This window comes from Vreelandella stevensii S18214, from assembly GCF_000275725.1.
Classification (GTDB): Bacteria; Pseudomonadota; Gammaproteobacteria; order Pseudomonadales; family Halomonadaceae; genus Vreelandella; species Vreelandella stevensii.
In genome coordinates this window covers 23,334-40,460 of the sequence record NZ_AJTS01000033.1, presented here as the reverse complement: position 1 = coordinate 40,460, position 17,127 = coordinate 23,334, and the positions used below count along the sequence as shown (strand labels likewise).

The following is a 17,127-nucleotide window of genomic DNA, read 5'->3' as shown; positions in this document are numbered from 1 at the left end:
AAGTCAGGATATGGAGCCCCCCGAGGATTATTTCTCGATGGTGCTGCCCGGCATGAACGGCGCCACGCCGCAAATGTCGCCAGCCGATCCGATCATGGCGCAATTGCGCAGCATGCAGACCCCACCACCTACGGTAATTCGCCAGGCCCTTCTCGAACAGCACCAGCGCTGGGCCGGCACTCCTTACCGAGTAGGGGGAACCACCGAAAGGGGAATCGACTGCTCTGCACTGGTTAGACATGTTTTCCGCGATACGTTCAATATGGAGCTTCCGCGCTCCACCCAGGATCAGGTGCATGAGGGACGCTCGATCGACCGCCAGGAGCTGCAGGCGGGCGATCTGGTCTTCTTCCGCCCCCCAGGACGCTACAACCATGTCGGGATCTACGTTGGTGACGGCTACTTCCTGCATGCTTCCACCTCGCAAGGGGTGATCATCTCGAGCCTGGATAACAGCTACTGGCAGCGTTACTACTGGCAGTCTCGCCGGGCGCTGGAGCCGACCAATCTTGCTCAGCTGAATGGTCGTTTCGAACAGTCCTATCTTCAGTAGCCTTCTTCAGTAGCCTTGGGCCCCCGTTGCACTGGGGGGCATCGCGCCAATTAACCATGGACATGGCATGATTGAAGCGAAAACGCGCGCCTGGTGGCGCGCGACGGCAGCACTCTGCCTCGGCTCTTTTCTGGTATTCATCAACCTGTATGCCCCGCAGCCGCTGCTGCCCGAGTTAAAAGAGGCATACGGCGTTTCTACCCTGGGCATCAGCCTGCTGATGTCGGCTTCTACCTTGTCGTTGGCACTGGCGCTGCTGGTCTTTGGGCCGCTTTCCGATGCCATTGGCCGTGAAGCGATCATGCGCTTTACGCTGCTGTTGGCGGGTGGCCTCTCGCTGGCGCTGGCCTTCGCGCCCACCTTTGAAAGTCTGCTGCTGCTGCGCTTGCTGCAGGGCTTCGTGCTGGGCGGGCTGCCCGCCGTGGCCATTGCCTGGATGGGCGATGAGTTCGACAAGCCCGCCCTGCTGAGCGCCGTGGGGCTCTATATCGGGGCCAATTCGCTGGGGGGCATCAGCGGCCGCATCGTTGGCGGGGGAGCGTCGGCAGTGGGTGGCCCAAGCGCTGCGTTTCTGGCCGTGGGCGCCATGACGATCATCGGCTGCGTGCTGTTCTGGCGGCTGCTGCCCAATAGCCGGGCCTTCCAGCCCAAGCGGTTCGAACTACGCCAGGCGCTGAGTGATCTGGCAGGCCACCTGCGCACGCCTTCGCTGCTGGCAGCTTACTGTCTGGGCGGTATCAATTTTCTCATTTTCATCAATCAGTACAGCTACATCACTTTCCGCCTGGCAGAGGCGCCGTATCACTTGGCGGCCAGCGGGTTGGGGCTGATCTTCCTCACTTACCTGGGCGGTACTCTGGGCTCGACGGTCTCCGGCAAATTGGCCGGGCGTTTGTCTCCCGCCAGCTGCATTGGCATGGGCATCGTCATTCTGATGCTGGGTACGGCCATTACCCTGGCGGAGTCGCTGGTGGGGATTCTGGTAGGGTTGACCATCAATGCGTTTGGCTTCTTTCTGGCCCACTCGCTGGCTTCCAGCTGGGTGGGGCGCTACGCCCAGGGCGCCAGGGGCAGTGCGTCGGCACTGTATCTGGTGTTTTACTACCTTGGGGCAAGCATCGGGGGCTTCTGGCTGGAGCCGTTCTGGCGTTGGGCGCAGTGGCAGGGGGTGGCCGTAGGGTCCTGGCTACTGCTGGCCGTGACCCTGATGATTGCGCTGGGTATGCGGCGCGTCGAGCGTCGCCTGGCCAGCGCTTAGTCGCTCCTTAGCTGTCCGTCGGCCAGGTGCAGGTGCCGGGTACAAAGCCGATTCAAGAGCGCCGTGTCGTGGCTGATGACCAGCACGCCCAGCGCCTGGCGTTCGGCGTGGGCCTTCACGGCTTGCCACAGGCTGAGTTGGGTCAGTGGATCCAGCATCGTCGAAATCTCATCGGCGATCAGATAGCGCACACCCGGGGCCAGGGCGCGTAGCACGCACACCCGCTGCAGCTCGCCCCCGGACAGCTCCCCCGGAAAACGCTTCAGCCACGCGGACTGAATACCGAACGCTTCCCTCAGCGCCTGTGGCGGTGTCCAGGCCTCTTCCAATAATCGTGCCACCCGCCAGCGCGGATTGATCGCCCGTTCCGGCGATTGAGGCAGCCACTGCACAGGGCGTAGGCCCCGTGATGCCAAGGGCTTTCCATCGATGTGCAAAAAGCCGTGACGTGGTGCCCAGTGGCCTGCCAGTACCCTGCCCAGCGTCGACTTGCCTGCCCCGGAAGCACCGCTCAAACCGACCCACTCGCCCCGTGCCAGCGCCATCGACAGCGCCTGGAACAGCGGTGGCTCGCGGCCAAACCCGAAGGTGAGCTGGTGGGCTTCAAGCAAGGCTGGGCTCCTGAACATGAGGCTGGATGGGTAAGGTGCCGAAGGCGTTGTCGGGCAGCGCTTGCCACAGTGCTTTGGCATAGGCGCTGTGCAGCTGCTCCCCTTGGCCATGGAAGGCCCGGGCCGAGGTCGTTTCCACGGCGCGCCCCTGGCGCATGATGGTTACCCGGTGGGCAATGGGCAAGGCATGGCGCAGGTCATGGGTGATCAGCAGGACAGCTTTGCCCTCTTTGGCCAGTGCCTGCAGGGTAGCCAGCACGCGATCCCGCTGGGCCGGATCCAGCCCGACGCTGGGCTCGTCGGCAATCACCACGCGGGCATGGCCGGCTTGGGCCATGGCCACCAGCACCCGCCTGGCCATGCCACCGGAAAGCTCATGGGGGTAGCGCCGCGCTGCATGGGCGAGCTGGTAGTGCTGCAGCAGGTCGTGGCTGCGTGCTTGAGCGCTGACGCGGGAAAGGCCTGCGCGGCGAGCAGCCCAGCGTATCTGGTGCTGGCTGCGTGCCAAGGGGTCCAGGGCGTTCAGGGTCTGTGGAATCAGTGCCAGTTCACGGCCACGCAGCTGGCGCTGGCGCTCGGGCGTCAAGAGGTCGCCCTGGAAGGTCAGAGTGCCGTGCTGCCGTGCTGCGGGCGGCAGCAGGCCCAGCAGGGCGTGGGCCAGCAGGCTTTTGCCGGATCCGGACGCGCCGACCAGGGCGTGTACTTCCCCCGCCTGAATGTCCAGCGAAAGCGATTCGATCACGGGTGACCACTCGCGCTTCCACCAGCGGGGGTAGTGGGGCAGGCTCAGGCTCCATTCGGTGATCTCCAGCATGTTTGGCTCCCTTGATGGTTGAAAACGCTGGCCTTACAGGGCCTGGCGCAGCTGTGTGGCCAGCCGTTGAATGGCCAGCACCATCAGCAGCAGTCCTAGCCCCGGAAACACGCCCAGCCACCAATAGCCGCCGCTGAGATAGCGCATGGCGTCGGCCAGCAGCACGCCGATGGCGGGCTGGTTGGGGTCCAGGCCGACGCCGAGAAAGGTCAGAGCCGCTTCGTGCAGAATGGCGTGGGGAAACAGCAGTAACGCACCCACTACGCAGTGGGGCCAAAGGTGGGGCACGAAGTGCTGGGCGACGATGTACCCCGGCCCTTTGCCAAAGCCTTTCGAGAGCGCCACGTACTCGGCCTCGCGCAGGCTGAACAGCTCGGCGCGAAACACCCGCGCCAGGCCAGGCCAGTGGGTAATGGCCACGGCGATGATCACGGCCTGGGTACCCCCGCCCAGCGCAAAGGCGATGAGCAGCAGTAAAATGAGGTGGGGCACGCTGAGCAGCGTATCAATCAGCAGCGACACCAGCGCATCCAGGGTGTTCGATAGCGCGGCCAGGCTGGCCAGCAGCAGGGCGATGGCCGTGCCCAGCAGGGCCGCGCTCAAACCGACCCAAAAACTCAGCGCCAGCCCCGCCAGGGTTCGCGCCCATAGCTCTCGGCCCAAGGCATCGGTGCCGAACCAGTGGAGCAGGCTGGGTGGCTGTAAACGTGCCTCGAACTGCATCTGCTGGGGGCTGTCACCCAGCCACAAACGGCTGCTCAACAGCAGCATCAGCAGGGCACTGAAGAGCACCAGATAAACGGCGGCGGCCAGGCGTGGCTGTGCGCTCATGGGCTGTGTGCCAGACGGATGCGCGGGTCGGTCACCCGTGCCAGGGCATCGGCGGTCAGGTTGCCGATGCTCACGAACAGCGCGGTGAACAGGGCGATGGCCAGCAGCAGGGGAACATCGCTGCGCAGCCCCGCCGCTACGGTGGCCTGGCCCAGCCCCGGGTAGGCGAAGACCTGCTCCACCAGAATGGAGCCGCCAAACAGCTCGCCCAGCGAGGCAAAGGCCAAGGTGATGGCCGGGAGGCTGGCGTGGCGCAGCCCGTGCCGCCAGGCGATGTCGGTACGACTAGCGCCCTGGGCAAAGGCGTGTAGCGCCGTGTCGGAGCGCATGAAGGCCACCATTCTGGCGCGGGTGTGCAAAGTGATGATGGCCATGCTCAATAGCGCCAGGGTGGTCACCGGCAGCACCAGGTGGTGCAGACGGGTGGCGAACGTGACATCGCGGCTGACCACCCCCGTGGGGCCTGCGCAGCAGGTGGGGGTCCAGCCCAGGGTCACCGAAAACAGCAGCAGTGCCAGAATGGCCAGCCAGAAAGTGGGCGTCGAGGCGGTCACCAAGGCGTAACCGCTGATCAAGCGGTCGAGCAGCGAGCCTTCCCGGCTGCCTGCCACGATACCCAATGCCACGCCCAGCACCAGTGACAGCAGCCAGGCACTGAACAGCAGCCAGAACGAGCGCTGAAAGCGCAGGCTGATGACGTCACCTACCGGCTGTTGGTACACATGGCTCCAGCCCAGCTCGCCGCTGGCCAGTTGACGCAGCCACTGGCCGAACTGCACGGCTGCCGGTTCATCGAAGCCCCACTGTGCGGCGATCAGGGCGCGCTGCTCGGGGCTTACCTGGGCCATCTGCGGGCCCAGGTAGGCGTCGATGGGGTCGATGGGCGAGAGCATCATCAGGCCGAAGGCGAGACCGGCCACGCACAGCATGACCAGCCCCAGACGCAGGCTTCTCAATAGCAGCCAGCGGGCTAGTGGCACGTCCAGCGCCACTCGAGCAGGTTGGCGGTAATCGGCCAGCCGTGCCCATGGGGGGCCACGCCCAGCTCGCCAACGTTCAGGCACGGGTCAGCGGCATAGACATGGGTCAGGTTGACCATCCAGGCCCAGCTGGCATCGCCCTGCAGGCCATAGCCGGTGCTGCCATCCCACTGGGCTGCTTGCCAGTGTGGGTTGGCTTCTTGGGCGCTGGCGGCGGCCTGGGCGGCCTCCAGGTGCTGGTCGACGCGCTCATTGGTGTAAAAGCCGCTGTTGTAGAAGCCAAACCCGGCGTGTTCGCTGTGGAAGAGATAGTAGATCTCTTGCGGGCTATGGCTGCCAAAGCCAAACACGATGGCATCCTGGTGCAGAGCTTCCCGCTGTATTTCATCCCAATGGCGGCCGGTGGGCTGCATCTCGATTCCCAGCGGGCGCACCATCTCTGCGCTGATTTGCGCGAGCTGCTGGCGAGTCGTATCACTGGCCGGGTAGGTGAGCCGGAAGAGAGCAGGCTGCCCGTCCTTGTAGCGCAGGCCATCGTCTGCGCGCAGCCAGCCTGCTTCCTCCAGCAGGGCATTGGCCTGCTCCAGGTCGAAATCGATGGTTTCATCGGGGTGCCCCCAGGGCAGGCCATCGGCAGGGCCATACGATGGGCGGCCAAAGCCGTTCAGGGCCACGTCCACCAGCGTGTCGCGGGATAGCGCCAGGTTGATGGCCTGGCGAATGGCCAGGTCGGACGTGACATCGTTGCCAATCGGGGCACCGTTGGCGGCGCGCTCCCCGCTATCGGGCTGCATGGGAAACAGAATCCCGCGATTATCGACGCTCTCCATCAGGACCTGCTGCATTTGGCCCGGCATGGTGCTGGCCAGCGCCTGGGGAATGACGGCCAGATCGAGCTGACCTGCCTGGGCGGCGCTTAGCGTGCCTGCCTCATCGGTAAACAGAAATACCAGACGCTCGAAGGCCGGAGCAGGGCCGTAAAAATAGGGGTTACGCTCGACGATCAGCTGTTCACCTTCCTGCCACTCCACCATGCGGTAGGGGCCAGAACCCAGCGGCTGGCGGCCATAGCCCGCATGATGGCCATTTTCCCGCTCGGCATCAGGTACAATGCCCAGGGTCATCAGCTGGTCGATGAAAGTGATACGGGGGGCTTTCAGGGTAAGCGTGACGGTGTGGTCATTCACGGCGTCGGCATGTGCCAGCGCGCTGAGGTCGGCTCGGCCCCCTGCCGTGGCGGCGGCATTGAAGGTGTATGCCACATCCCGGGCGGTGAGCGGCGTGTCATCGGCAAACCGCACGTCCTCGCGCAGATGCAGTGTCCAGGTCAACTGGTCGTCCGACAGGGACCATTCGGTGGCCAACCCCGCCTGAGGGGTAAAATCCTGGCCACGGGTGAGCAGCGTGGACTGAAACAGCGGGCTACCGTATTGCCCCCAGCCCAGCAGTGGGTCGAATCCCTGGTCTGGCTCGCCGCCGATGGCAAGCACCAACTGCTCTTTGGCCAGCGCGGGAGCGCTGAACGCCAGGCATGTGCTGGCAATGGTCAGTAGTATCGAACGACGCATGGGGCACCCTGTGACGAATGAGTATGATGTTTTGACAATAACATCATACTCGTGCGACGGGTAGTCAACAGGCCCATTCAACGCTCGGGTGAGCAAAGGAGAAGGTATGCAACGTATTACCGTGACGCTGGATGAAGAACTACTGCGCGAGGTGGATGCCTTGATGCAGCAGCGTGGCTATCAGAACCGTTCCGAGGCCATTCGAGACCTGACCCGCAGCGGGCTGACTCAGGCCAAGGAAGAGGTCGCGCCGGATGCCCCGTGCATGGGGGCTTTGGTGTATGTCTACGACCATGCGGCGCGAGAGCTTTCCAAACGGCTGACCAGGCACTCCCACGACCACCACGACCTCACGCTGTCGACGCTGCATGTGCATATCAACCATGACAGCTGCCTGGAAGTGGCGCTGCTCAAAGGGCAGGGGAGTGCGCTCAAGCAGTTTGCTGACGAAGTGACCTCGTCACGCAGCGTACGCCATGGGCAGCTGGTGTTGATTCCCGGCGAATAGCGGCACGAACGGCCACGCACAAAAAAGGCGGCCCGCGGGCCGCCTTGATGACGATGACTTACGCTCAGTGCTGAACGCCGCCTTCGCCGTGCACGTGTCCGTGCTGAACTTCTTCTTCGCTTGCTTCACGAACGGTAGCAATCTCAACGTCGAAGTTCAGGTGCTGACCTGCCAGCGGATGGTTGCCATCCACGACCACAGTGTCACCTTCCACTTTCGTGACGGTGACCATCAGCGGGCCGCCCTGGGTCTGGGCCTGGAACTGCATGCCCGGCTCGATGCTCTCGACGCCCTGGAAGGCATCGCGAGGAACTTCCTGCATCAGCTGTTCCTGAACTTCGCCGTAACCCTCGGCAGGGGCAACCTTGACGTTCAGTTTGTCACCAGCGGCGCGGCCTTCCAGCTCTTTTTCCAAGCCTGGAATGATGTTACCGGCGCCGTGGAGGTAGGTAAGCGGCTCACGGCCTTCGGAACTGTCCAGCACTTCACCTGCATCGTTGGTCAGGGTGTAGTGAAACGCGACAACCGAGTTTTGCGCAATTTGCATTGAATAACCTTTCGGTGAGTGCATGTCCCAACATGGTAACGCGTGTGGGCTGGCTTGTCAGGGGGTAAGCCAGGTTTTTAACCCCCACGCCTTTGGCACTATTGCGCCCGACAGTGACCAGCGATACCCTACTCTCACCTTTTTTCCATAAGTTAACGAAGTGTGATCGGAGCTTGATATGACTGTTTTCCTGATTTGGGTGGTGGCCTTCGTGCTGATCGCCTACTTTGCCAACAAGCGTTGGGACAATGGCTTTAGCCAAGGGCTGGACAAGCTGTTGCCCGGTGTTTTGAAGACCCATGGCGAGAACCGCCACTTGTGGGTAGCGGCCATCGCTATCCTGGGGGCCACCACACTGGTGCGTCCGGTCGATATTCTGCTGGTGGCTCTGTTGCTGGCGCTGATCGGGTTTGTCGTTTACAAGCTGGCTAACTGGGCCAGCAACAAGGTGACCCACTAACTCTGTCGAAACCAGGTTTGCCGAATGGGTGGTTTGTGTGTACCCCGCCACCCGTTAATCAGGCATGGCTTGAAGCAGACATGAAAAAGCCCGTCCACTCTGGTGGACGGGCTTTTTTCGAGACCGTGCTTTTGCAGGCGCTGGTCAGCTGTGACCAGCGCCGATACAACGATCGATCAGTAGGGGGCAACGCTCAGGTTGGCGCCGCTGCCAATCAGGCGCACACGCTGGCCAGCCTGGAACTGACGGTCGGCACGCTGAACGACGACCACATCGGTACCGTCGTCACGACGCACTTCCATTTCCAGTGCATTGACGCGGTTGACGCTGTCTTCTGCCGCCGTGCCGGCGACGGCACCGCCCAGTGCACCTGCCACGGTGGCCAGCTGACGGCCTGAACCGCCGCCTACCTGGCTGCCCAGCAGGCCGCCAATCACGGCGCCGCCGCCACCGCCCAGCAGGTTGCCGGTGCGGCTATCGGCCTGAATCTGTACCGGACGAACGGCCACGATGGTGCCATAGCTGACGCTTTGGCCCGTCTGCGCCTGGTTGCCGCGGTACACATCGCCCGAGTAGGTGGATGTGTTGGCGCAGCCAGCCAGTGCCAGGATGCTCAGCGCTGCAACGGGTAGTAAACGTTTCATTCAAACCTCCAGTAAGAATCAGCCCATCTGGCTGTGAACGTCCGCAAATCAATGCGTGCGTCTCATTATAGAACGGCGTTCGCTAAAAGATAACCAAAGCGTACGTTTTTGACCAGCCGTTTGGAAAAAAGGTCACAAAGTAGAGTGTAGACAGGCATTAAGAAAGCAGTGTGCAAAAAATCGACAGGTCATGAAGCACGCTGCAAAAAACACCAAGGGGAGCCGTGGCTCCCCTTGGTGCGTTGCAGTGGCTATGTGCTTAGCCAAACTGGTTCATGGTGTTGTCCTTGCCGCCAGCTTTTAGTGCGGCCTCACCATGGAAGAACTCCTTGTGATCGTCGCCGATGTTGGAGCCCGCCATGTCCTGGTGCTTGACCGTGGCAATACCCTGGCGAATTTCCTGACGCTGGACGCCTGCCACGTAGGCCAGCATGCCTTCGTCACCGAAGTAGCCCTTGGCCAGGTTGTCAGTAGACAGCGCCGCCGTGTGGTAGGTGGGCAGGGTGATCAGGTGGTGGAAGATACCCGCTTCGCGCGCCCCGTCACGCTGGAAGTTGCGCGTCCACTCATCGGCCAGTTGCCCCAGCTCGGTGTTGTCGTATTCGACGCTCATCAGCTTGTCGCGCTGGTAGGCCGATACGTCCTTGCCCTCTTTCTCCCAAGCATCGAAGACCTGCTGGCGGAAGTTCAGCGTCCAGTTGAAGGAGGGTGAGTTGTTGTACACCAGCTTGGCGTCCGGCACGACCTCGCGGATGCGGTTCACCATGCTGGCGATCTGGCCGACATGGGGCTTCTCGGTTTCGATCCACAGCAGGTCGGCACCGTTTTGCAGGCTGGTGATACAGTCCAGGATCACGCGGTCTTCGCCGGTGCCTGGCTTGAACTGGTAGAGGCCAGAAGCCAAACGCTTGGGCTTGACCAGCTTGCCGTTCTGCTTGATGACTACGTCGCCGTTGTTGATGTCCGAGGCGTTCTCGATGACATCGCCATCCAGGAAGCTGTTGTACTGGTCGCCCAGGTCGCCTGGCTCATTGGTGACGGCGATCTTCTGGGTCAAACCAGCGCCCAGCGAGTCGGTACGGGCGACGATGACGCCATCTTCGACGCCCAGCTCCAGAAAGGCGTAGCGCACGGCGTTGATCTTGGCCAGGAAGTCTTCATGGGGCACGGTGACCTTGCCATCCTGGTGACCACACTGCTTCTCGTCGGATACCTGGTTTTCGAGCTGGATACAGCAGGCACCCGCCTGGATGAATTTTTTGGCCAGCAGGTACGTGGCTTCGGCGTTACCAAACCCGGCATCGATGTCGGCAATGATCGGCACGATATGGGTTTCGTAGTTGTCGATCTTGCTGATCAGCTCTTTTTCTTTGGCGCTGTCGCCTGCTTCCTTGGCGTCGTCCAGCGCACGGAACAGGTGGTTGAGTTCCCAAGCATCGGCCTGCTTGAGGAAGGTGTAGAGTTCCTCGATCAGGTTGGCCACCGAGGTTTTCTCATGCATGGACTGGTCAGGCAGCGGGCCAAACTCGGAGCGCAGGGCTGCCACCATCCAGCCTGAAAGGTACAGGTAGCGACGCTTGGTGGTGCCAAAATGCTTCTTGATGGAAATCAGCTTCTGCTGGCCGATAAAGCCGTGCCAGCAACCCAGCGATTGGGTGTACTGGGAGGTGTCGGCATCGTAGGCGGCCATGTCGTCACGCATGATCTTGGCGGTGTAACGAGCAATGTCCAGGCCAGTATGGAAGCGGTTCTGGGCACGCATCCGAGCGGCGTATTCAGGTTTGATCGCTGACCACTTGCCGCCTTGGGCTTCGCGCAGTTGGGCCATGGCTTTGATATCGTCGAGCAGTCCTGACATGAGCTGATTCCTCCAGGGTTATCGTCGTTCGCAGGCTAGCTTGTTGTTATGCTGCACCTGCGAGATAGCGTTCAGCATTGTGCAATTTTGCGGCGCTGTCTCTAGGCCAATCGTCTCTCAGTAAAACGTCGTGCCTCGGCGCTTGGCGTCATACAGCGACATGGCGTAAGAGCTGAGAAGCAATGTCGCTGCAGTGCAATAACTATCGGTCAGGAAGCTGCATTCAACAATTGTCACTTCGGGGCAGGGGGCGTTGTAGTCCGACGACATCGACTACGTCGAACGCCCTGTTTGTGTAGTCGTTTTTCGCCTGTTGGACGTAAAAAAAAGCGCCGCTGTCTCAGCGGCGCTATAACGCGTGTTCGATGGCCTGATGGCGGGTTACAGCACCAGGGTCATCTCGCGGTGGGGGATGCCGGCATCCATGAAGACCTCGCCATGGGCTACGAAACCTAAACGCTCATAGAAGGCGAGGGCGTGTAGCTGGGCGCTGAGGGCCGCGTGGCGATGGCCTGCTTCGCGGGCAGCGGCGATGGCAGCCTCCATGAGTCGATAGCCAATGCCAGTGCCTCGTGCACTGCTCAACACCGCTACGCGACCAATATGGCCGTCGGGCAGCAGGCGCGCGGTACCCACCGGCTCGTCATTCAGCGTGGCGAGGAAGTGCAGGCATTCGCCATCCCGGCCATCCCACTCCTCTTCCTGAGGAACCTGCTGCTCATCGATGAAGACCACGCGGCGAATCAACGACGCCGCGTCGCCCAGTTCACGCCAGTCGCCTTGTTGCACGGTGGTGGCTGTGTTCACGCCTTACTCCTCGTCGTCTTCACCCATGAAGCCCAGGCTGCCGCTATTGATCAGCTGCGTAAGCAGCGCTGCCGCACCGTCCAGTTCCAGCACCTCGTCGTACATGGGCTCCGGGTCGGCGACCCGCTTGGCCAGCGCTTCCGAGCAGGCGTGCCCGTCGCCATCCACGAACAGCGTGGTGCCGGCGGCATCGCTGCGCCAGGCAAAGCGCGAACCGGGCATATGGAACAGCGGCTCGCCCTGTTGTAGCTGAGCAACAAGCGCGGCCTCGTCCAGCGGCTCGTCCAGTGGCATCAGCTGGTCGACGTACTTGGGCTGAGTCATGACGCGGCCAAACCACTGGGCCATCTGCTCCGGTTTGTCCAGCGTCGAGAGGATGAACTGACGCATACGCTCGATGGCGGCGTCGTCCAGTTCGCCCTGATGCTGGGCCGGTGCCATGCCCGCGTCGCTGTAACGCTGGGATTCCGACATCTGCTCGCCCACGTAGTCGGCGTAGGAGGTGATGGCTTCGTCGGCCGAGGGAGCACGAAAACCCACTGAAATGGTCATGCAGTCGTCGGTCTGGCTGACCCCGTGATGCGCCCAGCCCGGCGGCAGGTAGAGCATGTCGCCCGGTGCCAGGGTCCAATCGGAGTCGGGTTCGATCTCGAAGGTTTCCAGAATACGCAGGTCGATGCCCTGCACGATCGGCACGTTGTCCGGCTGCTTGCCGCCCAGCTGCCAGCGGCGATGGCCGCGGGCCTGCAGCAGGAACACATCGTACTGGTCGATGTGCGGGCCGACGCTGCCGCCGGGGGGCGCGTAGCTCACCATGATATCGTCCAGACGCCAGCGGGGCAGGAAGTCGAACTCGTCCATCAGCGCAGCAATGGAGGGCACGTAGTGGTCGACGGCTTGCACCAGCAGGCTCCAGTGGCCTTCGGGGAGGCGCTCGAAGGTAGCGTCATCGAAGGGACCGTGGGATACCTGCCAGGGGCCGTCAGGGCCGTTCTCTTCCACCAGCCGCGCTTCCACGCCCGGCTCGCAGGCCAGGCCTGCCAGCTCATCCGGGTCGATGGGGCTGACGAAGTCCGGGATAGCGCCACGAATCAGCAGGGGCTTCTGCTGCCAGTAGTGGGCCAAAAAGTCGGCGGGTGTTAAATCACCCAGCAGGGTGAGTGGCTTATCGTGATGACTCATGGCGTTATCCTGAAGTGAGTGAGCGGCACGGATCGAAACGGCGCGCGTTTATAGGGCCGCTAGCCGTTGCGGAAGGGCTTCGGCCTGCGCCTTCGCATTACCAATATAGCTGGCGGGCGAAAGAGACTTCAGCTCCTGTTTCACGTCGTCGGGCAGTGCCAGGGTGTCGATGAAGGCTGCAAAGCCTGCCTGGTCGATCTGCTTGCCGCGGGTCAGCTCCTTGAGCTTCTCGTAGGGCTTCTCGATGCCGTAACGACGCATGACGGTCTGAATGGGTTCGGCCAGCACTTCCCAGCTGTTGTCCAGGTCTTCGGCGAGTCTGGCCGGGTTGGCTTCCAGCTTGCTGATGCCTTTCAGGCTGGCGTGGTAGCCAATCAAGCCGTAAGCCAGGCCGACGCCGAGGTTGCGCAGCACCGTGGAGTCGGTCAGGTCGCGCTGCCAGCGGGAGATCGGCAGTTTCTGGGCCAGATGGCTGAGGATGGCATTGGCCAGGCCCAGGTTGCCTTCGGAGTTTTCGAAGTCGATGGGGTTGACCTTGTGCGGCATGGTGGAGGAGCCGATTTCGCCCTCGACGGTGCGCTGCTTGAAGTAGCCCAACGAAATGTAGCCCCATACGTCACGATCGAAATCGATCAGGATGGTGTTGTAGCGGCACAGGGAGTCGAACAGCTCGGCAATGTAGTCGTGGGGTTCGATCTGTGTGGTGTAGGGGTTGAAGCTCAGTCCCAGCCCTTCCACGAACGTGCGCGCATTGGCTTCCCAGTCGATATCCGGGTAGGTGGTCAGGTGAGCGTTGTAGTTGCCCACGGCGCCGTTGATCTTGCCTAGAATTTCGACGCTTTCGATCTGTTTGAGCTGGCGCTTGAGGCGGTAGGCCACGTTGGCCATTTCCTTGCCCAGGGTGGTGGGGCTCGCCGTCTGACCGTGGGTGCGCGACAGCATGGGCTGGCCAGCGTGGGCGATGGCCAGCTTGCCGATTTCATCGGCCACTTCATGCAGGGTAGGCAGCATGGCTTTCAAGCCATCGGCCAGCATGACCCCGTAGGAGAGGTTGTTGATGTCCTCGGAGGTGCAGGCAAAGTGGATGAATTCGGTGACCGCATGCAGCTCGGCCTGGTCGGCAATCTTCTCCTTGAGGAAGTATTCGACCGCCTTAACGTCGTGATTGGTGGTGCGCTCGATCTCCTTGATGCGTTCGGCATCGGCCACTGAAAACTCACGAATCAACTGCTCCAGGAAGGCCGTGGCGGCTGCCGAAAGCGGCGGTACTTCGACGATCTGGCTGTGCTCTGCAAGGCGCTGCAGCCAGCGCACTTCCACGATCACGCGGGCACGGATCAAACCGAATTCGCTGAAGTGTTCACGCAGCGCTGCGGCTTTGGCGCCGTAGCGGCCGTCAACAGGGGAAAGAGCGGTCAAGGCTGAGAGTTGCATGGCTTGGTTTCCAGGTTGGTCGAGAGTCAGTGATCGAGAGTCGGTGGTCGAACATCAGTGGTCGGGGGCGTCAGGCTGGCGAGGCAGCGTTTGTCTAGCCCAGCTCATCTAGAGCGCGGCGCAAGGCCTTGCGCTGAAACACCAGTTTCCAGCGTCGGCCGCCCTGCTGGTGCCACAGCAGCGCAAAGCGGATACCGGCCATGAGGCAGGCGCGTACGCGTTCGGGCATCATGCGGGTCTGCAAAAGCGAGGGGTCACCCTGTACCACGATGCGGGTCTTTAGCGTGGAGAGGGTTTCCTGATAGGTTTCCCCCAGGCTTGCAATCACGTTTTCGTGGGTCGTGCCGAAGTGCTCTGCCTGCCCCTGCACGTGGGAGAGTTTCTGGCCCAGCAGGTCCATCATGGCCGTGTCGTTCCGCAGCTTGTTCATCAACAGCAGCAGCGAAAAGCCGTAGCGCAGCACCACCGGGTTGGCCTGCTTGCGGCCTACCAGGGCTTCCAGCGTGTCGAGCCCCCGGCGCAGGTTGTTGGGGTGGCCGCCGTAAATGGCCTCGAAGCTTTCGGGGTTGGTATCCACCGTGGCATGGATCAGCGTGTCCCAGGCGCGGGTGTCTACCTGCCCGGTGCGGGCCAGTTCGTCCACCAGGCTGGCGGCCTGAAAGACCCCGGCCAGAGCCAAGGCCTGGCGCGCTGCCGGAGAGTCGGGAGCACGATGAATGGGGGTGGCGCTCATGCCGCGGCCTCCGTAGTGTTCCAGGTGGCGCGAATTACGCCGCCGCCCAGACAGATGTCGTTGTCGTAGAGCACCAGCGATTGGCCGGGCGTCACGGCCCACTGCGGGTCATCGAAGATGACTTCGACGCTGCCGTCGGCCTGGGCGCGGATCTCGCAGGGGCAGTCGCTCTGGCGGTAGCGCGTCTTGGCGGTAAACCGGCCCTGCTGGGCAGGTGGCTCGCCTGCTACCCAGTCCATCGCTTCGGTGGCCAGAGCATTGGTATACAGCAGGGCGTGCTGCTTACCTTGCACGGCGATCAGCACGTTGCGCGTCAGGTCCTTGCCTGCCACGTACCAGGGGTCTTCGGGGTAGTTGGCTAGTCCACCAATTCCCAGGCCCTGGCGCTGGCCGAGGGTGTAGTACATCAACCCCATATGTTGGCCAATCACATCGCCTTCCGGTGTTTCGATGGTGCCTGGCTGAGCGGGCAGGTACTGCTGCAGGAAATCACGAAAGCGACGCTCACCGATGAAGCAGATACCGGTGGAGTCCTTTTTCCTGGCCGTCACCAGGTCGTGTTGTTCGGCCAGGGCGCGCACGGCGGGTTTCTCCAGCTCGCCGACGGGAAACAGCGTACGCGCAATGGCCGCTTCAGGTACGGCATACAGGAAATAGCTCTGATCCTTGTTGGCATCCAACCCCTTGAGCAGCCGTGGTCGACCTGCGCGCTCGCCCTGGCGCACGTAGTGGCCGGTCGCGATCTTGTCGGCGCCGAGCATTTCGGCGTACTCCAGGAACACCTTGAACTTGATTTCCCGGTTACACAGGATGTCCGGATTGGGAGTGCGCCCCGCCTTGTATTCGGCCAGGAAATGCTCGAACACGTTGTCCCAATATTCGGCGGCGAAGTTGGCCGTATGCAGTTTGATGCCCAGCTTGGCACAGACCGCTTCTGCGTCGGCCAGGTCTTCCTTGGCAGTGCAGTATTCGGTGCCGTCGTCTTCATCCCAGTTCTTCATGAACAGGCCTTCGACTTCGTACCCCTGCTGAAGCAGCAGCAGAGCCGAGACGGATGAATCGACGCCTCCTGACATGCCCACGATGACCTTGCCAGTGGCGTGAGCGGCGGTGTCGGGGGTGGCCTGGGTAGCGGTGCCATGGGTGGATGTCATGGGCATCCTCTGTTGAAGTGGTATGCAAGTGGGCGGCGATTATACACGATGGGAGCCGGATGCTTCGAGTGCTTCACTCGCGGATCACGTCCAGCGGGTAGTGGCGACCTGCCAGGGCATCGTCGATACGCTGCAGCACCAGCGGGCTGCGCAGCCGACGCTCGCTGGCCAGCGCGGCGATCTCGGCGCGGGTCAACCAGTGGGTGGCCAGGATGTCGTTATCCAGCGGTGTGCCGAGCGAGTGGCGCGGCGTGGCCACGAAGCCGTGGCTGTGAAAGGTATCGCCCTGTTCGGTATGCAGCACGTAGAGGCCCAGGTAGCCGGTGAGTGAAACGTGCCAGGCGGTCTCTTCCCGAACTTCGCGCAGCATGGCGGCCATCGGGCCTTCACCCAGTTCGATATGGCCCGCGGGCTGGTTGAACAGCGTCAGCGGGCCACCCTTGTTCTCTTCGACCATCAGGAAGCGCTCCCCCTCACGAACCACGCAGGCCACCGTGCTGCGAATGATCGGGCGGTTCATCGCGGCTTTCTCCGAGTTGGGCGGGTGCGCGCCGTTTTCGCCGGTGCCTGACGCGGCGCGTGGAGGGTCTCCTTGCGCCACTCGCCGGGCGCCAGCCCCTCCAATCGCCAAGGGCCAATGGCCGCGCGAATCAGGCGCAGGGTAGGGAAGCCTACCTCTGCCGTCATGCGGCGTACCTGGCGGTTGCGGCCTTCGCTGATGGTTAGCTCCAGCCAGCTGGTCACCGGGTGGCGCTTGGGGTCGACGGCGGGGGTTCGCTCTGGCAGGTCGGGGGGCGCTATGCGCCGCGCCTTGGCGGGTAGCGTTGGGCCATCCTTGAGCATCAGCCCGGAGCGCAACCCGTGAAGGGCGTCATCGGTGAGCTGGCCTTCCAGCTGTACCCAGTAGGTCTTGGGCTGCTTGTGGCGAGGATGGGCAATACGGTGAATCAAGGCACCATCATCGCTGAGCAGCAGCAGGCCTTCGGAGTCGTAATCCAGCCGACCTGCGGCGTAGACCCCGGGCACGCTGATCACATCGGCCAGGGTGGCGCGGCCCTCCCGGTCGGTAAATTGGGAAAGCATTCGGTAAGGCTTGTGCAGTAAATATAGCGTGCTCATGGTCTCGAATAGCGGGTCAGTTGATTTGTCGACAATCGCTCATGCGATTACCGTGCAGCGCTGGTA

Annotated in this window: 19 protein-coding genes; 4 read left to right on the top strand and 15 right to left on the bottom strand. The window is 62.4% G+C overall.

Annotation, left to right across the window (positions count from 1 at the left end; translation table 11 throughout):
- The first annotated feature begins 10 nt into the window (after nucleotides 1–10).
- Nucleotides 11–553: a C40 family peptidase gene (locus tag HSS18214_RS0106660; protein WP_016914511.1), complete on the top strand. Its 543-nt coding sequence runs from the start codon at nucleotides 11–13 to the stop codon at nucleotides 551–553.
- 67 nt (nucleotides 554–620) lie between these two features.
- Nucleotides 621–1,811 carry an MFS transporter gene (locus HSS18214_RS0106655; RefSeq protein ID WP_016914510.1) on the top strand — a complete coding sequence of 397 codons (1,191 nt, stop codon included), beginning with the start codon at nucleotides 621–623 and terminating at the stop codon, nucleotides 1,809–1,811.
- Here HSS18214_RS0106655 and HSS18214_RS0106650 read toward each other — a convergent pair.
- Genes HSS18214_RS0106650 through HSS18214_RS0106630 form a run of 5 tightly spaced genes read right to left on the bottom strand, consistent with a single transcriptional unit; the run spans nucleotide 1,808 to nucleotide 6,615 of the window.
- Nucleotides 1,808–2,422, bottom strand: a complete 615-nt coding sequence (locus HSS18214_RS0106650; protein WP_016914509.1) for an ATP-binding cassette domain-containing protein — start codon at nucleotides 2,420–2,422, stop codon at nucleotides 1,808–1,810. The two genes, HSS18214_RS0106655 and HSS18214_RS0106650, sit on opposite strands and share 4 nt — an antisense overlap.
- The gene (locus tag HSS18214_RS17910) at nucleotides 2,415–3,236 is read right to left on the bottom strand and encodes an ATP-binding cassette domain-containing protein (protein ID WP_016914508.1); all 822 of its coding nucleotides are present in this window, start codon (nucleotides 3,234–3,236) and stop codon (nucleotides 2,415–2,417) included. Before HSS18214_RS17910 ends, HSS18214_RS0106650 begins: the two co-directional genes overlap by 8 nt.
- A 33-nt stretch (nucleotides 3,237–3,269) precedes the next feature.
- Nucleotides 3,270–4,067 (bottom strand): ABC transporter permease, encoded by a 798-nt coding sequence (locus HSS18214_RS0106640; protein WP_016914507.1) that lies wholly within the window; start codon nucleotides 4,065–4,067, stop codon nucleotides 3,270–3,272.
- Nucleotides 4,064–5,059 (bottom strand): ABC transporter permease, encoded by a 996-nt coding sequence (locus HSS18214_RS0106635; RefSeq protein WP_016914506.1) that lies wholly within the window; start codon nucleotides 5,057–5,059, stop codon nucleotides 4,064–4,066. The genes HSS18214_RS0106640 and HSS18214_RS0106635 overlap by 4 nt, the downstream gene beginning before the upstream one ends.
- The gene (locus HSS18214_RS0106630; RefSeq protein ID WP_016914505.1) at nucleotides 5,038–6,615 is read right to left on the bottom strand and encodes an ABC transporter substrate-binding protein; all 1,578 of its coding nucleotides are present in this window, start codon (nucleotides 6,613–6,615) and stop codon (nucleotides 5,038–5,040) included. Before HSS18214_RS0106630 ends, HSS18214_RS0106635 begins: the two co-directional genes overlap by 22 nt.
- A gap of 106 nt (nucleotides 6,616–6,721) precedes the next feature.
- Here HSS18214_RS0106630 and nikR point away from each other — a divergent pair, with 106 nt between their 5' ends.
- The gene (gene nikR, locus HSS18214_RS0106625) at nucleotides 6,722–7,123 is read left to right on the top strand and encodes a nickel-responsive transcriptional regulator NikR (protein WP_016914504.1); all 402 of its coding nucleotides are present in this window, start codon (nucleotides 6,722–6,724) and stop codon (nucleotides 7,121–7,123) included.
- 64 nt (nucleotides 7,124–7,187) lie between these two features.
- On the opposite strand, the gene HSS18214_RS0106620 is transcribed toward nikR, so the two are convergent.
- A complete protein-coding gene (locus tag HSS18214_RS0106620; protein ID WP_016914503.1) occupies nucleotides 7,188–7,670 on the bottom strand; it encodes an FKBP-type peptidyl-prolyl cis-trans isomerase in 483 nt (160 codons plus the stop codon).
- A 178-nt stretch (nucleotides 7,671–7,848) separates the two neighbouring features.
- On the opposite strand from HSS18214_RS0106620, the gene HSS18214_RS0106615 reads away from it, so the two are divergent.
- On the top strand, nucleotides 7,849–8,130 hold the full coding sequence (locus tag HSS18214_RS0106615; RefSeq protein WP_016914502.1) for a hypothetical protein: 282 nt from the start codon (nucleotides 7,849–7,851) through the stop codon (nucleotides 8,128–8,130).
- Nucleotides 8,131–8,306: 176 nt separating this feature from the next.
- Here the strand turns inward: HSS18214_RS0106615 and HSS18214_RS0106610 are convergent, their stop codons facing one another.
- The 9 genes from HSS18214_RS0106610 to HSS18214_RS0106570 all read right to left on the bottom strand — a co-directional run bounded on the left by HSS18214_RS0106610 (nucleotide 8,307) and on the right by HSS18214_RS0106570 (nucleotide 17,061).
- Nucleotides 8,307–8,774, bottom strand: a complete 468-nt coding sequence (locus HSS18214_RS0106610) for an outer membrane lipoprotein (protein WP_016914501.1) — start codon at nucleotides 8,772–8,774, stop codon at nucleotides 8,307–8,309.
- Between the two features lie 259 nt (nucleotides 8,775–9,033).
- On the bottom strand, nucleotides 9,034–10,632 hold the full coding sequence (locus HSS18214_RS0106605; RefSeq protein ID WP_016914500.1) for an isocitrate lyase: 1,599 nt from the start codon (nucleotides 10,630–10,632) through the stop codon (nucleotides 9,034–9,036).
- A gap of 381 nt (nucleotides 10,633–11,013) precedes the next feature.
- Nucleotides 11,014–11,439, bottom strand: a complete 426-nt coding sequence (locus HSS18214_RS0106600) for a GNAT family N-acetyltransferase (protein ID WP_016914499.1) — start codon at nucleotides 11,437–11,439, stop codon at nucleotides 11,014–11,016.
- 3 nt (nucleotides 11,440–11,442) lie between these two features.
- Nucleotides 11,443–12,621 carry a cupin domain-containing protein gene (locus HSS18214_RS0106595; RefSeq protein ID WP_016914498.1) on the bottom strand — a complete coding sequence of 393 codons (1,179 nt, stop codon included), beginning with the start codon at nucleotides 12,619–12,621 and terminating at the stop codon, nucleotides 11,443–11,445.
- 48 nt (nucleotides 12,622–12,669) lie between these two features.
- Entirely contained in the window at nucleotides 12,670–14,055 is a 1,386-nt protein-coding gene (gene purB, locus HSS18214_RS0106590; RefSeq protein WP_016914497.1) for an adenylosuccinate lyase, read from the bottom strand.
- A 94-nt stretch (nucleotides 14,056–14,149) separates the two neighbouring features.
- On the bottom strand, nucleotides 14,150–14,788 hold the full coding sequence (hflD, locus tag HSS18214_RS0106585) for a high frequency lysogenization protein HflD (RefSeq protein WP_016914496.1): 639 nt from the start codon (nucleotides 14,786–14,788) through the stop codon (nucleotides 14,150–14,152).
- Nucleotides 14,785–15,942, bottom strand: a complete 1,158-nt coding sequence (mnmA, locus tag HSS18214_RS0106580) for a tRNA 2-thiouridine(34) synthase MnmA (RefSeq protein WP_016914495.1) — start codon at nucleotides 15,940–15,942, stop codon at nucleotides 14,785–14,787. The genes hflD and mnmA overlap by 4 nt, the downstream gene beginning before the upstream one ends.
- A 73-nt stretch (nucleotides 15,943–16,015) precedes the next feature.
- A complete protein-coding gene (locus HSS18214_RS0106575; RefSeq protein WP_016914494.1) occupies nucleotides 16,016–16,462 on the bottom strand; it encodes an NUDIX domain-containing protein in 447 nt (148 codons plus the stop codon).
- Nucleotides 16,459–17,061 (bottom strand): pseudouridine synthase, encoded by a 603-nt coding sequence (locus tag HSS18214_RS0106570; protein ID WP_026001784.1) that lies wholly within the window; start codon nucleotides 17,059–17,061, stop codon nucleotides 16,459–16,461. Before HSS18214_RS0106570 ends, HSS18214_RS0106575 begins: the two co-directional genes overlap by 4 nt.
- Nucleotides 17,062–17,127 lie beyond the last annotated feature (66 nt).